The organism is Streptomyces actuosus (genome assembly GCF_016921115.1).
GTDB classification, from domain to species: Bacteria; Actinomycetota; Actinomycetes; order Streptomycetales; family Streptomycetaceae; genus Streptomyces; species Streptomyces actuosus_A.
Genome location: NZ_JAFFZS010000001.1, coordinates 230,436 through 250,626 on the forward strand (window position 1 = coordinate 230,436; position 20,191 = coordinate 250,626).

At 76.4% G+C, this 20,191-nt stretch carries 12 protein-coding genes; 7 read left to right on the forward strand and 5 right to left on the reverse strand.

The features are described from left to right. Positions 1–11 precede the first annotated feature (11 nt). Together fxsT and JS756_RS01065 are read right to left on the reverse strand one after the other, a co-directional pair. Positions 12–3,659, reverse strand: a complete 3,648-nt coding sequence (gene fxsT, locus JS756_RS01060; RefSeq protein WP_240203088.1) for an FxSxx-COOH system tetratricopeptide repeat protein — start codon at positions 3,657–3,659, stop codon at positions 12–14. Positions 3,660–3,755: 96 nt separating this feature from the next. After that, on the reverse strand, positions 3,756–3,968 hold the full coding sequence (locus tag JS756_RS01065) for an FxSxx-COOH-like cyclophane-containing RiPP peptide (RefSeq protein WP_205380950.1): 213 nt from the start codon (positions 3,966–3,968) through the stop codon (positions 3,756–3,758). 345 nt (positions 3,969–4,313) lie between these two features. Between JS756_RS01065 and JS756_RS01070 the strand changes: the two genes are divergently transcribed. The 5 genes from JS756_RS01070 (at position 4,314) to JS756_RS01090 (ending at position 13,381) form a co-directional block, all read left to right on the forward strand. Next, a complete protein-coding gene (locus JS756_RS01070; protein WP_240203089.1) occupies positions 4,314–5,405 on the forward strand; it encodes an FxsB family cyclophane-forming radical SAM/SPASM peptide maturase in 1,092 nt (363 codons plus the stop codon). Continuing rightward, complete coding sequence (locus tag JS756_RS01075) at positions 5,402–6,751, forward strand: aKG-HExxH-type peptide beta-hydroxylase (protein ID WP_205380952.1); 1,350 nt, start codon at positions 5,402–5,404, stop codon at positions 6,749–6,751. Before JS756_RS01070 ends, JS756_RS01075 begins: the two co-directional genes overlap by 4 nt. A 119-nt stretch (positions 6,752–6,870) precedes the next feature. After that, positions 6,871–7,749, forward strand: a complete 879-nt coding sequence (locus tag JS756_RS01080; protein WP_205380953.1) for a hypothetical protein — start codon at positions 6,871–6,873, stop codon at positions 7,747–7,749. A gap of 132 nt (positions 7,750–7,881) precedes the next feature. Continuing rightward, positions 7,882–12,765 carry an AAA family ATPase gene (locus JS756_RS01085; protein WP_205380954.1) on the forward strand — a complete coding sequence of 1,628 codons (4,884 nt, stop codon included), beginning with the start codon at positions 7,882–7,884 and terminating at the stop codon, positions 12,763–12,765. Between the two features lie 298 nt (positions 12,766–13,063). Next, entirely contained in the window at positions 13,064–13,381 is a 318-nt protein-coding gene (locus tag JS756_RS01090; protein WP_205380955.1) for a DUF4190 domain-containing protein, read from the forward strand. Positions 13,382–13,874: 493 nt separating this feature from the next. Here the strand turns inward: JS756_RS01090 and JS756_RS01095 are convergent, their stop codons facing one another. The 3 genes from JS756_RS01095 to JS756_RS01105 all read right to left on the reverse strand — a co-directional run bounded on the left by JS756_RS01095 (position 13,875) and on the right by JS756_RS01105 (position 17,186). Continuing rightward, positions 13,875–14,777, reverse strand: a complete 903-nt coding sequence (locus JS756_RS01095) for a universal stress protein (protein WP_205380956.1) — start codon at positions 14,775–14,777, stop codon at positions 13,875–13,877. Positions 14,778–14,841: 64 nt separating this feature from the next. Next, the gene (locus JS756_RS01100) at positions 14,842–15,744 is read right to left on the reverse strand and encodes a universal stress protein (RefSeq protein ID WP_205380957.1); all 903 of its coding nucleotides are present in this window, start codon (positions 15,742–15,744) and stop codon (positions 14,842–14,844) included. Between the two features lie 560 nt (positions 15,745–16,304). After that, entirely contained in the window at positions 16,305–17,186 is an 882-nt protein-coding gene (locus JS756_RS01105) for a universal stress protein (protein ID WP_205380958.1), read from the reverse strand. Positions 17,187–17,371: 185 nt separating this feature from the next. On the opposite strand from JS756_RS01105, the gene JS756_RS01110 reads away from it, so the two are divergent. Both JS756_RS01110 and hypF read left to right on the forward strand, forming a co-directional pair. Next, positions 17,372–17,890, forward strand: a complete 519-nt coding sequence (locus tag JS756_RS01110) for a hydrogenase maturation protease (RefSeq protein WP_205380959.1) — start codon at positions 17,372–17,374, stop codon at positions 17,888–17,890. Next, a complete protein-coding gene (gene hypF, locus JS756_RS01115; RefSeq protein ID WP_205380960.1) occupies positions 17,887–20,187 on the forward strand; it encodes a carbamoyltransferase HypF in 2,301 nt (766 codons plus the stop codon). Before JS756_RS01110 ends, hypF begins: the two co-directional genes overlap by 4 nt. The last annotated feature ends 4 nt before the right edge of the window (positions 20,188–20,191 follow it).

Genomic DNA, 20,191 nt, shown 5'->3' on the forward strand with positions numbered 1-20,191 from the left:
CACGGCCTCGTTCACAGCAGTTCGAGGTCGATGTCCTTGCGGACCCGGGGAAGTTCACCGCCGGGCGGTGCTCCGCCCTTCTCGGCACGGGTCATGGCGAGGTTGTCGGCGACGACCACCCGGTCCGGGTGGCGACCGAGGCCGGTGCGGTCGTATCCCTGCACCGCGGCCTCCTCCAGTTCTCCGGCCGCGTCGAGGTCGCCGAGGGCCACGAGGGTGTTCGCCAGGCTCGACGCCGCCGCCAACACCCACGGGTGGTGGCGGGCCAGCCGTCGCTCCAGTCCCGCCTGCGCGTCCCGGCCCGCCTCGGCGGCGGCCTCCGGGCGGCCCGCACCGCGCAGGTGCACACCGACCCGGACCCGGCACAGGTGCGTGGTGGGGTGCTCGTCGCCGAGCGTGTCCCGCAGGACGCCCAGGCAGGCTTCCGCCTCCCGTACGGCCCCGTCGTGGTCACCGACCAGATGGTGGTCGGCGGCGAGGCTGAACCGGCAGCACAGCGTGAACAGGCTGCGCTCCCCGAGGACGGCCGCGGCCAGGCCCAGGGTGCGGGTGTCGCGCTCCCGGGCCCGGTCGTGGCGGCCGAACCGGCGTTCGCTGACCGCGAGGCCGTTCTCCGCCTTGACGCGCAGCGGTACGCCGGTGCTCCACGGCTCGGGCGGGTGGCTGAGGATGCGGGACGTCTTCAGCAGGTGGTAGGACTCGCTGTTCTGGCCCAGCAGCCGGTGCATCTGCGCCAGGTCGGGCACCATGTCCTGGACGTCGCCGTGGTGGTCGCCGTGGATGGCGCGCAGGAGTTCGTACAGCCGGCGCAGGACGCGCAGCCCCTCGGTCGCGTTGCCGACCAGCGCATACCGTTCGGCGAGGTTGCGCCGGGCCTGTACGCAGGCCCAGTGCCGCGGTCCGAGCAGCCGCATCATGCTGCGCGCGACGTGCACCGACTCGTTCAGGGCGTTGCCGAAGTGGCCGGCGGCGACCAGATTGGCGGCGTACGCGTCGGCCATCAGCTGCGAGCGCGGGTGGGTGAGGCCGAGCTGTGTGCGGTAGGCCTGCAGGACACTGCGGGCGAGCCGGGCGGAGTCGCCGTACTCCTGCATCAGGCGCAGTGTCTGGGACATCATCGAGCGCACGCGCAGTCCCTCGAACGACTCGGGCTGCCAGTGCTCCTCGGCGAGCCGGGTCAGGCGCAGGGCCTCGTCCAGGGCCTGCTTCTCCTGGCTGACGATGAGGTCGGAGACGTGCCCGAGCAGGGCGGACTGCACCTCGGGCCGCTCGTCCTCCCACAGGCGCAGCGAATCGATCTGCCGGCCGCGGCGCAGCAGCTCCACGGGGGTGGGGGTGGGGCGGTCGTCCTCGTCCGCCTCCAGCCGGGCGGCGGCGACGGCGGCGCGCAGTTCGTTCTCCCGGACGGCGAGCACGTCGTCGCTCATGCCGGCGAGGACGAGGCCGCGCAGGACGCGGTGCTGGCGGACGGGCTGCCGGGGCCGGGCGAAGTCGAAGTCGATCAGTCCGTGGCGGTTCAGGGCCCACAGCGTGGCGTCGACCAGGGGCTGGTCGCAGGGGCGTACAGCGGTGCTGCCCGTGGCGGGGCCGGGGCTGCTGCGGGCCAGGGCCAGGGCCAGGGGCCTGGAGCGCAGCAGGTGGAGGTCGGAACCGGCGGAGGTGAGCAGGGCACAGGCCTGCAGGAGCCAGACCAGTGCCTCGCTGCCCACGTCCTCGCGGGCCCAGGCAGCGGCCGCGGGGCTCCTGAGGAGGGAGGCGCGGGTCAGATGGAGCAGGACCTCCACGCTGGGCAGCGGCGCCGCCGCATGGGCCTGTTGCCGGTCGTCGTAGGCGCGGCTGAAGTCGTTGACGGCCAGGGACAGCGCCTCCTGGTCGAACTTGTTGCGTGCCTCGGCCCGGACGGTGGCCACACGCAGCCAGCAGGCGGCCAGGCGGACGGCCAGCGGCAGCGAGCCGACCCGTTTGGCGACGTCCTGGGCGTCCGTCGGGGTCAGCCCGCGGACCATCGTGGTGAGCAGTGCCTCGCTCTCCTGGCGGGTGAACGGCGGCACCTCCACGGCGGTGGCGGCGGAGGTGTGGCTGCCGCGCACACCGAGCAGGACGTGGCAGCGTTCGGAGGGCCGGGGCAGTTGCTCGGCGACCGCCGCGGCCCGGCCGGTGTCGTCGATCTCGTCGCAGACCAGCAGCCAGCGCCGCCCCTCGGCGTCGGCCCGTGCCCGCAGTGCCCGGACATGGGCGGCGGGGTCCTGGGTGGTGGGCTCGCCGAGGGCGTCGCCGAGCGCTCCGAGTCCGGCGAGGGCCTCACCGGGAGTGTCGGCCTGCATCCACCAGACCAGGTCGTAGGAGCCGCCGAAGCGATGGCAGAACTCGAGCAGGGTCTCGCTCTTGCCGACCCCGGGTGCGCCGACGACCAGGCAGGGCCGTGCCCGGCCCGCGAGGTCGGTCAGGGTGGTGCGGAGGTCTCCGAGGAGCCCTTCGCGGCCGACGAAGGCGGTGTTGCGGGCGACGATGTTGGTGCGGCCGGGCAGGCTGGGGAAGCGGCGGCCGCGGGGGGCGGTGGTGCTGGGCATCTGCAGGCCGAGGCTGTGGCTCAGCCGGACAGCGGCCTGCTGCTCGGACAGCCGGCGCAGGTCGATCTGCTGGTGGTGGGCGAACGCGCGGGGCAGGGCCTCGTCGTCGACGAGGACGATGCGGATGCCGGGGTCGGACAGCCAGCGCAATGCCTGCTCGTCCTCGGGGCCGGGCGCGGTCGGCGGCAGCAGGAGCACCACCTCCTCGTCGGCCGGGGGTTCGGGCCGCCAGTCGGCGTAGGAGCGGAGGGTGACGTCGACTCCCGCCCCCCACAGCAGGTCCCGGATCCACTCCGCCCAGACCGCGTGCCGTGGGCTGTGGACGAGGACGGCGCGCGACGGCGGTACGAAGCGGGGCCGGTCCAGGGTCCTGACGAGCCGTTCCAGCGCGGGCCGCACCCGCTCGTCGAAGCCGTTGCCCGGCTCGGTCTCCGTGCCCAGGCGCGTACTGCGCTCGGACAGGGCGTGGTACGGGATCTCCAGGTGCCGCACGGGCCGGTCGGCGCCCAGCGGGGCGAACTGCTCGTGCACCCGCTCGCGGGCCAGCCGCAGCTGGTCCTCGTGGGCCGGGTCGGTCTGCAGCGCGAGGGCGACGACGTCGAAGGGCCGGCCGGCAGCCCGGCGCAGCCGCCCGGCGAGCTCGACCGCGGACTCGATGAACGCGGAGGCGGCGGTGAAACAGACGACGAGCACCGACGGCAGCCGGGCCAGGTCGGCGGCCTGCCGGTCGGTGCGGACCAGCGGTGCGTCGACGAGGACGTCGTCGTAGCGCCGGAAGGCGGGGTCCTCGGGTGCCGGGAGCCCGGCCAGTGCCTCCGGGCCCTTCAGGGTGACGATGCCGATGGGCCGGGCCGCGCCGGCCGGCAGCCACTCCTCCACGGCGGGGCCGTCCTCGGTGCCCGGCAGCAGGGCCGGGCCGGGGACGGCCGAGCGGACGTAGGTGCGGGTGCGGGTGTCGGCCTGGCGCCCGTCGAGGACGAGCACCCGGCGACCCGACCGGGCCAGGAGCACGGCGGTGTTGAGCAGGGTCGTGGTCTGGCCGATGTTCTCCGCCGTGGAACAGAACACCGTCACGCGGGGGCTTGGCATGCGGCCGTCCGCCTCGGACATCTCGGCTCCGCTTCGCTTCGTCGGTGAGGCGCGGTCCCGCCCCGTGGCTGCGGGCGGCTGCGGCGCCCGCTCGGGTCACTCCCCCGCAGACCCGGCAGGGTCGATGCTGGGTTTCTGCGTGAAGTCCGTGGTGAACAGCGCATCGGGGTGGTCGGCTTCGGCCCGCACCCGGCGCAACGCGTGAACGAGTGCGGATTCCGGAAGTACGGCGATTTCCTCGAAGGGAAATTCGGACAGGTCGATCAACGGCGATTCCAGCGTGTTCCGCGCCTCGCCCTGCGCATCCATATACCAGCCCCGTCGTCCCGAGTGAGTCGAGAATCCGCCACGGTGTGGAGGACTGCCGGACAGTTGTGGTTTGGCCGATCAACCCGGCTGCCAAACAACCGACTTGCTGCCACACTTCGAAGTCTACCGGCATCGGCGGCGCCCGGAGCGTTCGGTGACGCGGCGCGTCACCGAAGACCGGCCCGCAGGATCGCGAATACGCGGCACGCAGGAACCGACGAGAGGTCCGACGGGAGTTCCATGGGCGCTGAAACGGAGGGGTTGGAAAGCCCCGCGTCAATTCCGTTCCACACCTTCGTCCTCAAGCTGCACAGTCGTTGCGATCTCGCTTGTGACCACTGCTACATGTACCGTGCCGCGGACCGGAGCTGGCGCGATCAGCCGCGTGCCATGTCCCCGGCGGTGATCGCGTGGACGGCGCGCCGGATCGCCGAACACGTCGGCACGCACGGCCTGCGGGCCGTGACCGTCGCCCTGCACGGCGGGGAGCCGCTGCTGGCGGGTCAGGCGCGGGTGCGCCGGGCGGTGACGGAGATCGCAGGCGCGGTGGGCCCCGATGTCCGGCTGGATCTGTGCGTGCAGACCAACGGGATGCAGCTGGACGAGGCGTGGCTGGAGCTGCTGGACGAGCTGGACGTGCGGATCGGGGTGAGCCTGGACGGTGACCGGGCCGCCCACGACCGGCACCGGGTGCGGCCTGGCGGGCAGGGCAGCCACCAGCGGGTCGCCGACGCGGTGCGGCGGCTGGCCGAGGGCCCGCACCGCAGGCTGTTCGCCGGCCTGCTGTGCACCGTGGACCTGCGCAACGATCCGGTGGCCACCTATGAGGAACTGCTGCGGTACCGGCCGCCGATGGTCGACTTCCTGCTGCCGCTGGGCACCTGGGCGGCGCCGCCGCCCGGCCGTGTGCCGGGGCGGGCGGACACGCCGTACGGCGACTGGCTGGCGGCGGTCTTCGAGCGCTGGTACGCGGCGCCGGTCCAGGAGACCGACGTGCGGGTGCTGCACAACCTGCTCTCGCTGACGTTGGGCGGACGCCCGCGCACCGAGGGACTGGGCCTGGAGCCGGTGCGGTACGTCGTGGTCGAGACGGACGGTTCCGTCGCCCTCGACGACACGCTGCGCGTGACGTACCACGGGGCGACCGCCACGGGCCTGCACGTGGCGCGGGACCCCTTCGACCGGGCGCTGAGCCACCCGGAGGTGGCGGTCCGTCAGGCGGGGGCGGCGGCGCTGTCCGCGGTCTGCCGGGGGTGCACGCTGATGCAGGTGTGCGGCGGGGGCCACTATGTGCACCGCTACCGCGCCGACGGCTCCGGTCACCGCAACCCGAGTGTGTACTGCCCCGACCTCGCGGCGCTCATCCGGCATGTGCACCGGCGGGTGGCCGCCGACACCGTGCGGTTGGGGCGGCGGGAGCGGGAGGTGTGCCCGTGACGCTGCGCCCGTTCCGGATCGGGGGCCCGCTCCTCGATGCACTGGCCCGGGGCGGCGGCGGAGCCGGGGCGGTGCTGCTGCTCGCCGACGCCGAGTACGGCAGACGGCTGCTGCTGCTGCGCGCGGTGCTGGATCGCGCGCGGGAGCACGGTGGCGCCGTGGCGGCGGGCGCGGCCGGCCTGTTCGGGGTGCTGGCCGAGGCCCGGCGAACCGCGCCGGACGCCACGCGCCGGGTGCTGGGCCATCCGTCGGTGGGGCCGCGGCTGGTGATGTCGTGGCGGGCGCTGGCGGAGCCGGGACCGGTGGCGTCGCTGCCGCTGTCCGACGTGGCGGCTGCCGTCGCGGTCGCCGCCGGACAGGATGCCGAGGTGACACTGACGGCGTCGGGGCCCGGGGCGGTCCTGCCCGGTGTGGGCACCGCGGTGCTGCCCGGGGCCACCCGCGGATCGGCGGTGGTGCTGCGCGGCGGGGTGCTGGAGACCGAGGGCGGGGCACGGCTGCGGGTCACGGCGCCGGGGCCCCGGTGCGAGGGCGGTGCGCCGGTGGGGGCTCCGGATGCGGAGGGGGCCCGGTGGTGGTCGCTGCGGGGGGTGGAGGGCACCCGGGCGGTGCTGGACGACGTGGATCCTGTGGCCGCGGCCGGGGCGAAGCGGACCCGGCTCGCCTGCGAGGAGGTGCGGGCGTGGCGGTCGGGGACGGCGGGTGCGCTGTGGCTGCTGCGGGCGCGGCACCCCGTGCACGCCGCCGAGGTCGCAGCGGGACTGCGTGCGCTGGTGCCGCTGGCGGCGGCCGGCGGCAGCGTGCACCGCAGCGGCAGCGCGGCGGAGATGTTCGGCGGCGTGGCCCTGACCCTGCCGGCGTCGGCGCCGGCCTTCGCCGAGACACTGGTGCACGAGTTGCAGCACAGCAAGCTGGTCGCCGTGATGCATCTGGTCGACCTGCTGGACACCGCGCCGCAGGCGCAGCAGCAGCGGCTGTACGCGCCGTGGCGGGACGACCCGCGCCCCCTGTCGGGGCTGCTGCACGGCACCTACGCCTTCCTCTCGGTCGCCCGGTTCTGGTTCGTGGAGGCGCAGTCCGCCCGGACCGCGCCGGAACGGCACCGGGCGCAGGTGTGGTGCGCGCGCTGGCGGGAGGCGGCGGCGGAGGCGGCCGCCACGCTCCTCGCCCATGAGGACGGCCTGACGCACACCGGGCACCGTTTCGTCGCCGTCATGCACGCCGCCCTCGCCGAGTTGAGGGGCGTGCCGCTGCCGGCGGCGGCCGTCCGGGAGGCACGCCGGTACGCGGAGGGCCACCGGGTGCGCTGGATGGCCCGCAACGCGGCCGACCCGGCATCGGTCTGATGCCCACAACCACCATGCGAACAGGCGTTCTTGATGGGACATCAGGTACGGGTTGCGGCGAACCGCGCGCGGGGTAGGAGTCCCGGCACATCCGGTGGGGACCTCGGGGGGTGGTCGGAGTGGGGCCGGTCGTACTCGTGCACGGCATCTGGAACGCGGAGCCCGGACTGGCGCCGGAGCAGGCGGCCCGGGAGAAGGCCGAGGACGCCGCGAAACGCATGCGCGAGGGGCTCTCCGCGGCGCGCCTGTCACACATCGGGGTGCCACCCCTGGTGATGGCCTACTACGCCCACCAGCTCACCGACGACTACCGCCCCGAACAGCAGTCCACGGGGCAGGAACGGCTGGAGGACCTGTCGGACGACCAGCTGACGGAGGCATGGGAGTGGCTGCGGGCGGCCGGGGTGGAGCCCGTCGAGTCGCAGGCAGCCCTGCTGGCCCCCCTGCGGTGGGGCATCTCACGGCTGGTGGCGCGACGGACCCGCGGTACGGCGCCCGGTGCCCGGGAGCGGCTGGCGGAGCTGGTGTCGCGCCTGGTGGTCGCCACGCTGCAGGACACCGACGCCTACACCTCCCGGCCCGCGCGGCGCCGCGCGGTGCGGGCGACGGTCGCGGACGCGGTCCGCCACAGCGGGGCACGGGTGCTGGTGGCGCACTCGCTGGGCAGCGTGGTGGCGTACGAGACCCTGCACGCCCACCCGGACCTGGAACTGGACCTGCTGCTGACGGTGGGCTCCCCGCTGGGCCTGCCGGCTCTGATGCGCAAGCTGGAGCCGGAACCGGTGGCCGGTCGCGGCGCCCGGCCGAGCGGTGTCCGGCACTGGGTGAACATCGCCGACGTGGGGGACCTGGTGGCCGTACCGCCGCGACTCGGCGACGCCTTCCCGGTGGACCTGCACGAGACCACGGACATCGGCCTGTTCGATCCGCACACGCTCGGCGGCTATCTCTCCAGTGGGCTCACGGCCGCCGCGCTCGCCCCCTATCTGGCGGACTGACCCACCGGCCCGGCGGAAGGTGGACGCGTTGGCGAGGGGGGCCCGCAGGTGACGGTGCACGCGCTCGTGGTGGGCGCCGGGGGCTTTCCTCGGCGTCCCTCGGACGAGGGGAGCCGCGCGAGGGGGGAGCCCGTGCTCCGGCCCCTGCCGAGCGTACGGAACGCGGTCCTGGACGTGGCCCGGGCCGTCGACGCGCTCGGCATCCGGGTCTCGGACGTGCTGCACGACCCGACGCTGGAACGGTGGACCGCCGCCTGGAAGGCGGTGTGCGAGCGGGCCGGCGACGAACCCCTGATCGTGCACTTCAGCGGGCACGGACTGTCCGTCGACAAGGACCTGTACCTGGCCGTGTACGACACGGACCCGCGGCCCGGGCACGTCCACGGCTCGGCGGTCGAGGTCGCGGCACTGCTGAGGGCCGTCGACCGGGGTACCGGCGGGCCGGTGCTGTTCCTGCTCGACGTGTGCGGCGCCGGCGCGGCACTGCGTCCGCAGCTCGTCGCTCAGCTGGCCGAGGTGAGGAAGCGCAGGGCCTGGGTGATCGCGGCCTGCCCGGCCGACGAGATCACCTACGGTGCACGGTTCAGCGCGGCGGCGGCGACCGTGCTGGAGGAGATCGCGCGCCGCGAGCTGTTCGTGCCGACCTCGCGGCCGTACGTCCCGGTCGAGTTGCTGGCTGCGAGGATCGACGAGGTGATGGCCCGCGCAGACGCCGAGCAGGGCCGGCCCAAACAGGACGTGGTGCGCACCTCGTACGACGAGGCGGTGCTGCCGACGGCACCTTTCCTGGCCAACCCGTGGTTCCGCGAACGCCCGTCGGACGCCTACCTCGCCCATCTCGACGAGGGGCTGCACCACTTCGTCGGCGCCCTCGATCCACGGTTCGACGTGGTCCACTTCGCCACCCGGGCCGCCGGCACCGCGGACGGGGAGCTGTTCCACTTCAGCGGCCGGGCACGGCAACTGACGCGCGTGAAGGAGTGGCTGGACGACCCGTCGGGCGTACAGGACCGGCTGCTGGTGGTCACCGGGAGCCCGGGGGCGGGCAAGTCGGCACTGCTCGGGGCGGCCGTGTGCAGTGTGCACCCCACGCTCGTGGCGCTGCGGGCCCGCCTGGACCTCAGGGGGTTCCGCCCCGAGCCAGACCCCCGGCTGCTGGCGGTCCACGCCCGGCGGCTGACGGTCCGCCAGGTCGTCGCGTCGCTCCACCGTCAGGCCCGTGCGGTGGGTGCGCCGCCGGGCGACGATCTGCCGTACGGGCCGGACGAGGCCGTGAGCCCGCAGGAGTTGTTCGCCGCCCTCGCGGAGGGCGGCGGGGCGACCGTCGTGGTGGACGCCCTGGACGAGGCGGACGACCCCGAGGAACTGCTGCGGGAGGTGGTCCTGCCGCTGGCGGGACGTCCGCAGACCCGGACGACGCCGGGCTGCCGGGTGCTGCTCGGCACTCGGATGTGGCCGGATGCCCTCCTCGACCTGCACTCCGTCCTCGACGAACGCCCCGACCTGCGGCTCGACCTCGACCGCGAGGAACCCGAGGTGCTCGCCGACGATCTCGGGGTCTACCTGGAGAAGCTCCTGGACCCCCACTACAGCGCCGCGACGGCACAGGCGATCGCCGGCCGCCTGGCGGAGTCGGCGCAGGAGGGGCACTTCCTGACGGCTTTCCTGTACGCCACCCATCTGCAGGCGCGGCACGCCGCCGGCTCACCGCCCGCACCCGCGGAGATCGTCGCCGGTCTGCCGTCCGATCTGCCCGGCGTGCTCGACCTGAACCTGCGGACCCTGACGGCCGAGGACCCCTGGACGGGGCCGGTCCTCGCCGCCGTCGGCCGAGCGGCCGGTGCCGGTATGCCGCTGGAGCTGGTCCACGCGGTGGCGCTGGAACTCGCCCCCGAGACTCGGGACCGGCTGCTGCCGCCCCGGCCCGAGGACACCCGCCGGGCGCTGGAGGGCGCCCGTTTCCACCTCCGCACCACGACGGACGGCGACCGGCAGCTGTACCGGTTCTTCCACCAGGCGCTCGCCGAGCACATGGCTCCCCGGGCCGCCCCCGCGGCGGTCCTCGACGCACTGCTGGCGAAGGTGCCGGCCGAAGGCGGCGTCCGCGACTGGTCGGCGGCCGACCGGTACCTGCGGCGGCATGCGGCCGACCATGCGGCGGAGGCAGGCGCACGGGAGCTGGACGCGCTGCTGGCGGACCCGGGCCATCTGCTGCACGCCGAGCCGGACCGCCTGGTGCCGCACCTGCACCGAGCGCAGCGGCCACGGGCCCGCCGCAACGCCGACGTCTACCGGCAGACCACGGCCCACCATCCGCTGCGGGACAGCCCGACCGCCCGGCGAGATCTGCTGGTTCTGGACGCTGTCGTGTGGCAGGACGCGGATCTGGCGGCGGCCGTCGCCGCCTCGGCCGGGCCGCCCCCGTCGTTCGTGCGGCCCCGCTGGGCGCTCAGCCGTACGGCGGCTGCGGCCCGGCTGCACGTGCTGGGCGCGCATGCCGGGCCCCTGACCCGGGTGCTGCTCGCCGAGCCGTCCGACGCGGTCCACGGGGTCGCCGTCACGGCCGGGGCGGACGGCCGGGTGTGTCTGTGGGACCCGCTGAGCGGCCGGGCGCTGGGCGACCTCGACGCGGCCGCCGGGGCGGTGCGCGCCGTGGCCGCGACCCGGCTGGCGGACGGCCGGGAGGTGCTGGCCCTCTTCGGCGGCAGCGGTCTCCGGGAGCAGGACTGGCTCCTCGGCAGCGCCGGCGGCCGGCTGTTCGTGCACGACCTGGGCACGGGTGACCTCCTGGGCGCTCTGGAACCGGAGGTCCCCCGGCCGACCCTGCTGAGCACGCTCACCCTGCCGGACGTCGGTGCCCGCGCCGTCTCGGCGGGCAGCGGCAGGAAGGTGCAGTTCTGGGACCTGGAGGCCGGCCGCCTGCTGTTCGAGCGGGACAGCCCCCTGCCGCTCGTGCGGGCCCTCGCGACGGGCGTACGGCGCGACGGCAGGGCCGTGGCGATCGCCGCCGGGGACGAGTACGCGGCGATGGTGTGGGACCTTCGGACGGGGCGCAGGCTGCACCGGCTCGGTCCGCACGGGGACTTCGTGTCGGCCGTGGCCGTCGCCCACCGCGCGCGCGGCAGCGTGGTGGCCGTCACCGGCGGCGTGGACGCGACGCTCCGCGTGTGGGACCTGGACGACGGCGGTGGCCTGCTGCACACCCTGTGCGGCCACCGGGCCTGGGTGACGACGGTCGTCTCGGGCACCGACGGCGGTCGCTCACTGGCGGTGAGCGGAGACCGTCAGGGGCGGGTGCTGGTGTGGGACCTGGACCGGGGGCACCTCCTGCACGACCTGCGCGGCCGACACGGGGTGATCACCTGTGCGGCCGTGCTCGGGGACCCTCGTGCGGGCCTGGCGGTCACCGGGTGCGCCGACGGACGGGTGGCCGTCTGGAACCTGCGCACCGGCGCCCGCACCCACTGGTTCGCCGCACATGCCGAGGGGGTGCAGGACGTCGCCGTCCGCCGGATCGGCGACCGGGTGCTGGTGCTCAGCGGCGGCATGGACGGGCGCGCTGTGGTGTGGGAGGTGACGCCCGAGGACGTCGGCGGCACGGCGGAGCCCCCCGACGACCGTGCCGACGGGCCGTCGGGCGGCCGTTGCGCGAGCCCCTCCGCCGACCCGTCCGGTGGCCCCTCCGCCGACCCACCCGGCGATCGGTCCACCGACCGCGGCGTCGGGCCGTCCGGCGACCTGCGGGTCGACCGTCCCGACGGCGGGCGGGCCGGGGGATCTGATGCGGATTCCGCCGGAGGGGCGAACGAGGCGGCGGCTGTGGGGACGGTGGGAGGACCGGCCGGAGCGGCCGTCGGAGCGGGCACGGTCCGGGGGGCGGAGGGAGCCGACCGGGGGGTCGGCGATGCGCCGCCCGAGGCCTCGGCCGGTGCGGCGGGTGCGCAGGCGGTGCCGAAGGCGCTCGCTGCGGCGGACGGAGCGGGCGATGCGGGTGCGGAAGCGGCCCCGGACGGGGGCAGCCGGGGCCGTGCGGAGGTGGCCGGGGCCGGTCGAGTGCCCGCGGTGCGGGGCGAACCGGTCGACTCCGTCGCGCTCGCCCTGCCGGGGGCGGGGCCCGCCCTGCTGGTCGTCGGAGGCGGAAGCGCCCTGGAGGTGCGGGAGTTCGCCACCGGCCGGCACCGGCACCGGCTGGCGGCCGCGGACCGGCGGCGGGTGCGGGCCGTGGCCACGGCCGAACTGCCGGGCGTGGGCCCGGTCGCCGTGACGGGGGGTCGGGACGGGCTGCTGCGGACCTGGGACCTGACGAGCGGGGCGCACCTCTCCTCGTTCGACGGGCCACGCCGGATCCGCGCCCTGGACTGCGGGCGGACCATGGACGGCCGTCCCGTGGTGGTCGCGGGCGGCGACGACGGCACGGCTGAGGTCCGGGACCTGGCGACGGGGGCCTTGGTGAGCCGATTCCTCGGGCATGCCGGCGCCCGGATCCTCTCCCTCGCTGTGGCCGAACCGCCCGGCGCCCCCGGTGTCGTGGTCAGCGGGGACGCGCTCGGCGGGCTGCTGGTGTGGGATCTGTCCTCCGGGCACGGTGCGGGCACCCCGGCGGTCCGGGCGACGCCGGTCCATGCCCTGGCCACCGCGGTGCTGCCGGGCGGCCGGGCTGTGGCCGTCGCAGGCGGTGAGGCCGGCGAGGTGCGGGTGTGGGACCTTCCGGCGCCGGAGGCCCCGCATCATCTGACCGGCCTGGAACGCCGGGTGACGGCCCTGTCGACGGCGCGGCTCGCGGACGGCACCGTCGTGGCCGCAGGTGGCGGTGACGACCGCTGGGTGGCCTTCTGGGACCTGCGGACGCGCCGGGAACTGCGGCCCGCGTATCACGTCCCCGCGGACGTGTCGGCGCTCGCGGCCTGCCCGGCGGGGCTCGCCGTCGCCCATGCCGAGGGCACGGCAGCCCTGCGCTGGGCACCCCCGCGCACGACCTCGCATCACCCAGGGGGTTCGGAGCGGCCCTCGCGGTGACCGGGCGGCACATGGGGCGCCACCGTCCCTGCCGCACACCGGGGGCGTCCCTCCGGCAGCCGTCGGCGCACACGCTCCGGCGGCTGCCGGGGAACCGGGGGCGCGCCGGTGCCCCCGGTGTGCCCCGACCCGCGGTCGGGTGCCGGGCCGGCGGCCCCGGCCGGCCCGGCGCGTGGCCCCGGTGCGTCTCGGGGTGCGCGGCATCCCGTACCATCCGCTGTCGAACGGGAACGGACGATCATCGGGGGGGGCCCCTGTGAACGGTGCGGAACGAACGGCGACGGGCAGCGGGGAAGCGGTGGGCGGACGCAACCGGGCGGCGAAGGTCAGCGCCTTCTTCGCCCTGGGCTGCGTCGGAGCACTGGGCAACTTCGTCACCGGCATCGCCTGGCTCAACCCGGGCGTCTTCGTCCTGATGGCGATGCTGTGCGCACTGGTCGCGGTCGCCGCCGGGCACGTGGGCCGGTTCCGGGGACGCCGGTTGGGCGGCGAGGGGCGCGGGCTCGCGCTGGCCGGGCTGCTCGTCGGCTGGCTCACCCTGCTGGTCTGCGTGCTGGCGGGGCTGGCCCTGGCCGGGCTCGCCGCGGGGCTGGCAGTGCTCGTCGACCACGCCTGACGGTTCGTCAGCCGGTGGTGCCGGGCGCGCCGCGCAGGTCCGCGCCAGGAGTGACGACCCGGTGGTCGGCGCGCAGAGGCGAGGTCCGCCGCCGCCTGAGCGGCGTCCCGGCGGACCTTGGCGGCGATGCCCTCCCTCGGCAGCGGGCCGCCCGGTTCGGCCGTCATCACCGGATCGCATCGCATCCGGACGAAGGCATCGACGTCGTTCTCCGTCACGTCACGCAGCCCCACCGGGGCAGCCTCCTGGTCGTCACCGCCGCGGTGGACCGTACGCGCGGCATGGGACCGCCGACGATACGGCGTCGGCCCGCCCGGGAAGCCCGCCCGTCACGCGGTGCACGGTGCCCTGCCGGGGCGGGTCGGCCCGCCCGGCCCTCGCCTCCACCGTGCCGACGGCCGAGGGTGGTTCCGGGCCGCCGCCCGGAGCGCCGCCGCCTCCCCCTGCCTGCCGGGGACGGGGCCGCCGACGGCCGTTCACACCGCGCGGGCCCTCACTCGTGCGGGACCAGGGCAACCGGGCACCGCACGTGGTGGATCAGGGCGTGGGCGACCGGGCCTGTGTGCCCGCCGACGGGGCGGCCGCGCCTGCGGGTGCCGATCACGAGCAGCCCGGCGCCGCCGGCGGCCCGCACCAGGGCGTGGGCAGGACGTCCCTCGTGGAGGGCCTCCCGGACGACCACGGTGGGGTACTTGCGGCGCCACGGGTCGAGACGGCCGGCGAGCTCGCGCTGCGCCGCCGCTCTCATCCGGCCGCGCTGCTCGGCGTCCGGCAGCGCGTGGGTGACGGGCACGTGCCAGGCGTGCAGGGCACGCAGCGGGGCGTGCCGGAACTCCGCGGCGCGGAAGGCGAAGTCCAGGACGTCGTCGGCGGACGGTTCCGCGACGTCCACGGCGACCGCCACGTCACGGAACGGCGTGTGCAGCGACGGTCCGGCGTGGGCGTCGGGAAGGTGGTCGGCCTCGGCGGTCCGGCCGGCCCGCACGAGGACGACGGGCCGCCGGCTGCGGGCGGCGACGGCCGGGGCGACCGCCCCGGACACGAATCCGCCGAGGCCGCTGCGCCCCTGACTGCCGATGACCAGCAGGTCTGCGTCCGCCGCCTGCGCGAGCAGCGCGGCGACGGGATCCCCGGCCACCTGCTCCGCGGTGATGGTGAGTTGCGGGTAGCGCTCGTCGAGCCGATCGAGCGCGTGGTGCAGCAGCAGGCGGGCGTGCTGTTCGGGGGCCGTCGGTTCGGACAGGTCGGCGTCGGGCGTGCCCCGCGGCGGGCCGGGCTTCCGGGCGTGCACGAGCCGCAGCGGCAGTCCTCGGCGCAGTGCCTCGCGCGCGGCCCAGTCGGCTGCGTCGAAGCCCTCGGCCGAGCCGTCCACACCGGCCACGACCGACCTGTTCACGGCGGACACCTCCCGGTCCCTGATACGTGCGCGGGGCCGGCCGCCGCGGCCGGCCCCGCCGGGGTCATGCGTGGGGTACGACGGCCACCGGGCAGCCGACGTGGTGGATGGCGGCGTGGGTGACGGGACCGGTCCTCGGGCCCACGGGCCGGTCGGGGACACGGCGGCCGACGACGAGGAGACTCGCTCCGGTCGCGGCCCGCACCAGCGCGGTACCCGGCCGGTCCTTCACGACCGTCTCCGTGACGGGGACGTCCGGGTACTTGTCCCGCCAGGGGCTCAGGACCGCGGAGAGGAACCCGAGCCACTCCTCGGCCCGGTCGGGCTCGTCCACCAGAGCGATGTCGCCCTGACCGAGGCTCAGCGGCCCGGGGGCCCGCCAGGCGTGCACGGCACGCAGGGCCGCCCCACGCTGCCGGGCCGCCTCGAAGGCGAATTCGACGACCTCGTCGCAGGGCCGCGAGAGGTCGATGCCGAGCACGACGTCCCGGTAGCCGGTGTGCACGGAGAGACTGCCGTCGCCCGCCGGGAGGTGCTCGTCGGCCGCCTCCTCCCCCGCGCGGACGAGGACGACGGGGCCGAGGGCCCGCGCGACGACGCCGAGCGCGACCGATCCGACGAGGAACCCGGTGAAGCCGCTGAGCCCGCGTGAGCCGAGCACCAGCAGTTCGGCCTGCTCGGCCGCCTTCGCCAGGGCCTCGGTCGCGGGGCCCGGCACCTGTTCGTCGGAGAGCCGGACGTCGGGGCATGCGGCGCGGACCGCGTCCTCCGCCTCGCGCAGGCAGCGCCGCGCCAGATGCCGCTGCACGGCGTCGCCGGGCTCGCCGTCCCGCTGGCCGGGGTGCCAGTTCCAGACGTGCAGCAGGTGGAGCGGCCGGTCGCGGCGTACGGCCTCGCGGGCCGCCCACTGCGCGGCGGTCAGACTTTCGGCGGATCCGTCGATTCCGGCGACAACGGGCTGCACCATGACGCACACCTCCTGAAAGCTCGGTCGGCTTCCGCTTCCCAGCCTCCGGCGGACCGGGCGGCCCGAGGAGGGGCCATGGGGCCCGGCCCTCCGCCATCCGGCCCTGGATCCCGCGCCGGACCCGGCAGTGCCCCCGGACGCTGCCTCCCGCCCCCGGCCCCGTCGCGCCTCCTCCCGGCCCCGCCAGGCGCCGGCACCTCCGGGACCCCGCCCGCCCGACGCCCGGGTAACCGCCGCCCCGAGATCCCCCGCACCCCGGGTGGACGCGTCCTGGGCCTCCGTGCGGTGGCCCCGACCGTCGACTCGCCGAAGGACCAGCGGCCCCCGGACCACGGCGCCGGCCCGGCGGCCGCACCCGGGGACCCCACCCCGGGCTTCCTCCGCACCCGGCGCCCCGAGGGACCACCGGCCCCGGGCTCCGGCGGCACACCGGGCGGACGATCCCGGGAACCCCGGCGCTCTTCCCGCCCGGCCCGCCGAACCCACCGCCCCGTGGCACCCGGCCTCCCTCACCGCAGGGGGTCAGCGCGACCGCCCCGCGGTCCCGGCCCTCCCCCCGCTCACGGTGCGTGCGGGATCACCGCCACCGGGGCCTCGGCGTGGTGCAGCAGGGCGTGGGCCACTCGGCCGAGCCGGGGTCCGAGGGCGCCCGGCCGCCGGTGGGCGCCGATCACCACGAGGTCGGCGGCGGCCGACCGCTGCACCAGCACCTTGCGGGCCGGACCCTCCACGGCCGTGCGGCGCACCCGTACCCCGGGGTGCTCGGCACTTGCGGGGCCGAGCAGTTCGGCCAGCCGGGCACGGGCCTCCTCCTCGTGGGGGCGGCCGGGTGCCCCGCCGGGGCGTCGGTGGCCGCCGCCGTCGTGTGCCGGGCGGCGCCAGGCGCGCACCGCGTCGAGCTCGCATCCGCGGACCTCGGCCTCCCGGAAGGCGAACCGCGCCGCCTCCCCGCCGTCCGCCGGCTCCCCGGCGCCGAGGAGGATCCGGTCGTGGCGGCCGGCCAGTCCGGCCGGGTCGCCCCGCACCACGATCACCGGGCAGCGCGCGCGGGCCGCTACCGCGGGGCCGACCGGGCCGAGCAGCAGCCCGGCCGCCTCACCGAGCCCGCGCGCGCCGGTGACCAGGATGAAGGCGTGGTCGCCCGCGGCGAGCAGCGCCTCCACGGGATCCGCAGGGACGATGTCGGTGGACACCTCCACCGTGGGGTTGCGCCGCCGGGCGCGTTCCGCGGCCGGGGCGACGATCCGGTCGGCGGGCTCGTGCCGGGCCGGGCTCGCCGGGTCCGCCGGCCGGGTGACCCGCGCGTGGTGTGCGTCGTGGGTGCCGTGGACCAGGCGCAGCGGCGCGCCGTGCCGGGCGGCCTCGCCGACCGCCCAGTCGACGGCCGTGAGGCTGCCGGGCGATCCGTCGACGCCCACGACGAGGGGAAGTACCGTCGTCATCGTTCCCACCGCCTCCGGCCGGGCGGCACCCCCGACCGGTTCCACCGTGGTCGGTGCGGTGGCGGGCCGGGAAGGGCGGTTCGGCCCCCGCCGGGGCCCATCGGCCCCTCCTCGGGCCGGTGCGGCCGGCCGAGGATGATCGGGTGGCCGCAGTGGCCCGTCCGCCGGAACGAGGGAGCGGAAAGATGTCCGTGGCCTCCCGGATCGTCGTCATCGGGGTCGGCAACGAGTTCCGTCATGACGACGGCGTGGGCTGGGCGGTGATCGCGTGCCTGCGGGAGCGGGCGCGCGGCAGGCCCCTGCCGCCCGGAACCGTCCTGGAGACCTGCGACGGCGATCCGGGGCGGCTGCTCGCGCTGTGGGAGAACGCCGCCCTGGCCGTCGTCGTCGACGCGGCGCAAGCCGACCCGCCACGTCCCGGGCGCGTCCACCGGCTGGCGCTGGACGGCACGCCGCCCGGCCCCACGGCCACCAGTTCGACCAGTTCGCACGGGCTGGGCCTCGGCGAGGCCGTCGAGTTGTCCCGGATCCTCGGCCGGCTGCCGGGCCGGCTCGTGGTGTACGCCGTGGAGGGCGCCGACCATGCGCTGGGCCGGGGCCTGTCCGCGCCGGTGGCGGCCTGCGTCGAGACGGTGGCCGACGCCGTCGCGGCCGACGTCGCCGGGCACGTGGCGGGGCACGGGGCGGGCGGTGAGCGGCCATGAGCGAGCGGCGCACCCAGCGCATCGAGGTCTTCGGCCGGGTCCAGGGCGTGGGATTCCGCCCGTACGTGCACCGGACGGCGACCGAGCTCGGCCTCGACGGGTGGGTGTGCAACGTCGACGGCCATGTCGAGCTGACCGCCTCGGGGCGTCCGGGAGACCTGCGCGAACTGGTCGACCGGCTGCGCGGGCAGGCGCCACCGCTGGCCGCGGTGCGCCGCGTCGAGGTGCGCGACGTGCCGCCCGAGGCGGCCCCCGCAGGCGCGGGCTTCTGCGTGGTCGCGAGCCGGGAGGCCCCGGCGGCGGCGCCGCGGGAGGTCCCGCCGGACGCCGCGATCTGCGCGGCGTGCCTGCACGAGCTGTTCGACCCCGCGGACCGCCGCCACCGGTACCCGTTCGTCACCTGCTCCGACTGCGGGCCGCGGGCCACCGTCATCGAGGACCTGCCCTACGACCGCGCGCGCACCACGATGCGCCGGTTCCCGCTGTGCCCCGCGTGCGCGGCCGAGTACGCCGATCCGGCGGACCGGCGCTTCCACGCGGAGCCGCTCGCCTGCCCGGCGTGCGGTCCCAGGCTGGCCTGGGAGACCAAGACCGGCGAGGAGGCACTGCGGGCGGCGGTGCGGACGGTGGCGGGCGGCGGCATCGTCGCCGTGAAGGGGCTCGGCGGCTACCAGCTGGTGTGCGACGCCGCCGCCGCGGCGGCGGTGGCCGAGCTGAGACGGCGCAAGCGCCGCCCCGCCAAACCGCTCGCGGTCATGGTGGGCGATCTCACCGCGGTGCGGCGGCTGGCGTACGCCGGCCGCACGGAGGCGGCCGTCCTCGGCTCGCCGCAGCGGCCCGTCGTGCTGCTCCGCGCCCGCCGTCACGGAGAGCTCCTCGCCCCGCAGGTGCATCCCGGCACCGACCGCGTGGGGCTGTTCCTGCCGACCACCGGGCTGCACCACCTGCTGCTGGCCGAACTCGCCCGGCCCCTGGTGGTGACCAGCGGCAACCTCGCCGGCGAGCCCATCGCCACCGACGACGCCGACGCCCGCCGGGCGCTCGGCGCGGTCGCGGACGGCTTCCTCACCCACGACCGGCCCGTCCACGCCCGCTACGACGACTCCGTCGTGCAGGTCGTGCAGCGCGGCGTGCACGTGCTGCGGCGGGCTCGGGGCTACGCCCCGGCGCCACTGACGCTGCCGGTGCCCGCCCGGCAGCCCGTGGTGGGGGCCGGTGCCCAGCTCAAGCACTCCTTCACGCTGGCGGAGCGGGGGCGGGCGCACACCGGGACGCACACCGGGGACCTGGCGGACGCGGCGACGCTCGACGCCTTCGAGGCCGGCTACGCCGACCTGACCCGCCTGACCGGCATCACGCCGCGCACCGTCGCCCACGACCTGCATCCCGGGTATCTGTCGACGCAGTGGGCGCGCAGCGGGCGCTTCGCCCGGCGGATCCCCGTCCAGCACCATCACGCCCACGTCGCGGCGGTCGCCGCCGAGCACGGGCTGACCGAGCCGTTCGTCGGCGTCGCCTACGACGGACTGGGCCTGGGCGACGACGGCACCCTGTGGGGCGGCGAGGTACTGGTCGCGGGCCTCACGGGGTACCGCCGCACGGGCCGCTTCGCGCGGGCGCCGCTGCCCGGCGGGGAGGCCGCGGTGCGGCATCCCGCCCGCATGGCCCTCGGCTACCTGTACGGCGGGGAGCCGCTGGGCGTGCCGCGGCCCGCGCCCTGGCTGACCCGTCCGTTCACACAGCGGCTCGACGACCCGGTGACGCGCCTGGTGCGGGCGATGGTGGAGCGCGGCGTGAACTGCCCGCAGGCGTCCAGCGCGGGCCGGCTGTTCGACGCGGTGGCGAGCCTGCTCGGGCTCGGGGACACGGTGTCCTACGAAGGACAGGCGGCCCTCGCCCTGGAGGGCGCCGCGGGCGCGCTGCGGGCCGGTGCGCTGCCGTGGCGGCTGGTGCGGGTGGAGGGCCTGTGGGTGTACGACCCCGCCCCGACGCTCACCGCCCTGCTGGAGCGGCTCGCCGACGGTGTCGCCGTGCCCCCGCTGGCGGCCGCCTGGCACACCACCGTCGCCGAGGTGACCGCTGCCCTGGTCGAGCGGGCGGTGACCGCTGGGGCCCCGCGCACGGTGTGCCTGGGCGGCGGCTGCTTCCAGAACCGCCGGCTGCTCGCGGAGGTCGACCGGCTGCTGCGCGGGCAGGGCCTGCGCGTCCTGACGGGCTGTCGCGTCCCGGTCAACGACGGCGGTATCGGCTTCGGGCAGGCGGCGGTGGCGTCCGCGCTGCTCGCGGATGAGGAGTGAGCGC

What these genes read in the sequence shown, in the direction of transcription:
- fxsT (WP_240203088.1), bottom strand. Translation starts at nt 3,659, where the DNA reads ATGCCAAGCCCCCGCGTGACGGTGTTCTGTTCCACGGCGGAGAACATC.
- JS756_RS01065 (WP_205380950.1), bottom strand. Translation starts at nt 3,968, where the DNA reads ATGGATGCGCAGGGCGAGGCGCGGAACACGCTGGAATCGCCGTTGATC.
- JS756_RS01070 (WP_240203089.1), top strand. Translation starts at nt 4,314, where the DNA reads ATGTACCGTGCCGCGGACCGGAGCTGGCGCGATCAGCCGCGTGCCATG.
- JS756_RS01100 (WP_205380957.1), bottom strand. Translation starts at nt 15,744, where the DNA reads ATGGTGCAGCCCGTTGTCGCCGGAATCGACGGATCCGCCGAAAGTCTG.
- JS756_RS01105 (WP_205380958.1), bottom strand. Translation starts at nt 17,186, where the DNA reads ATGACGACGGTACTTCCCCTCGTCGTGGGCGTCGACGGATCGCCCGGC.
- JS756_RS01110 (WP_205380959.1), top strand. Translation starts at nt 17,372, where the DNA reads ATGTCCGTGGCCTCCCGGATCGTCGTCATCGGGGTCGGCAACGAGTTC.
- hypF (WP_205380960.1), top strand. Translation starts at nt 17,887, where the DNA reads ATGAGCGAGCGGCGCACCCAGCGCATCGAGGTCTTCGGCCGGGTCCAG.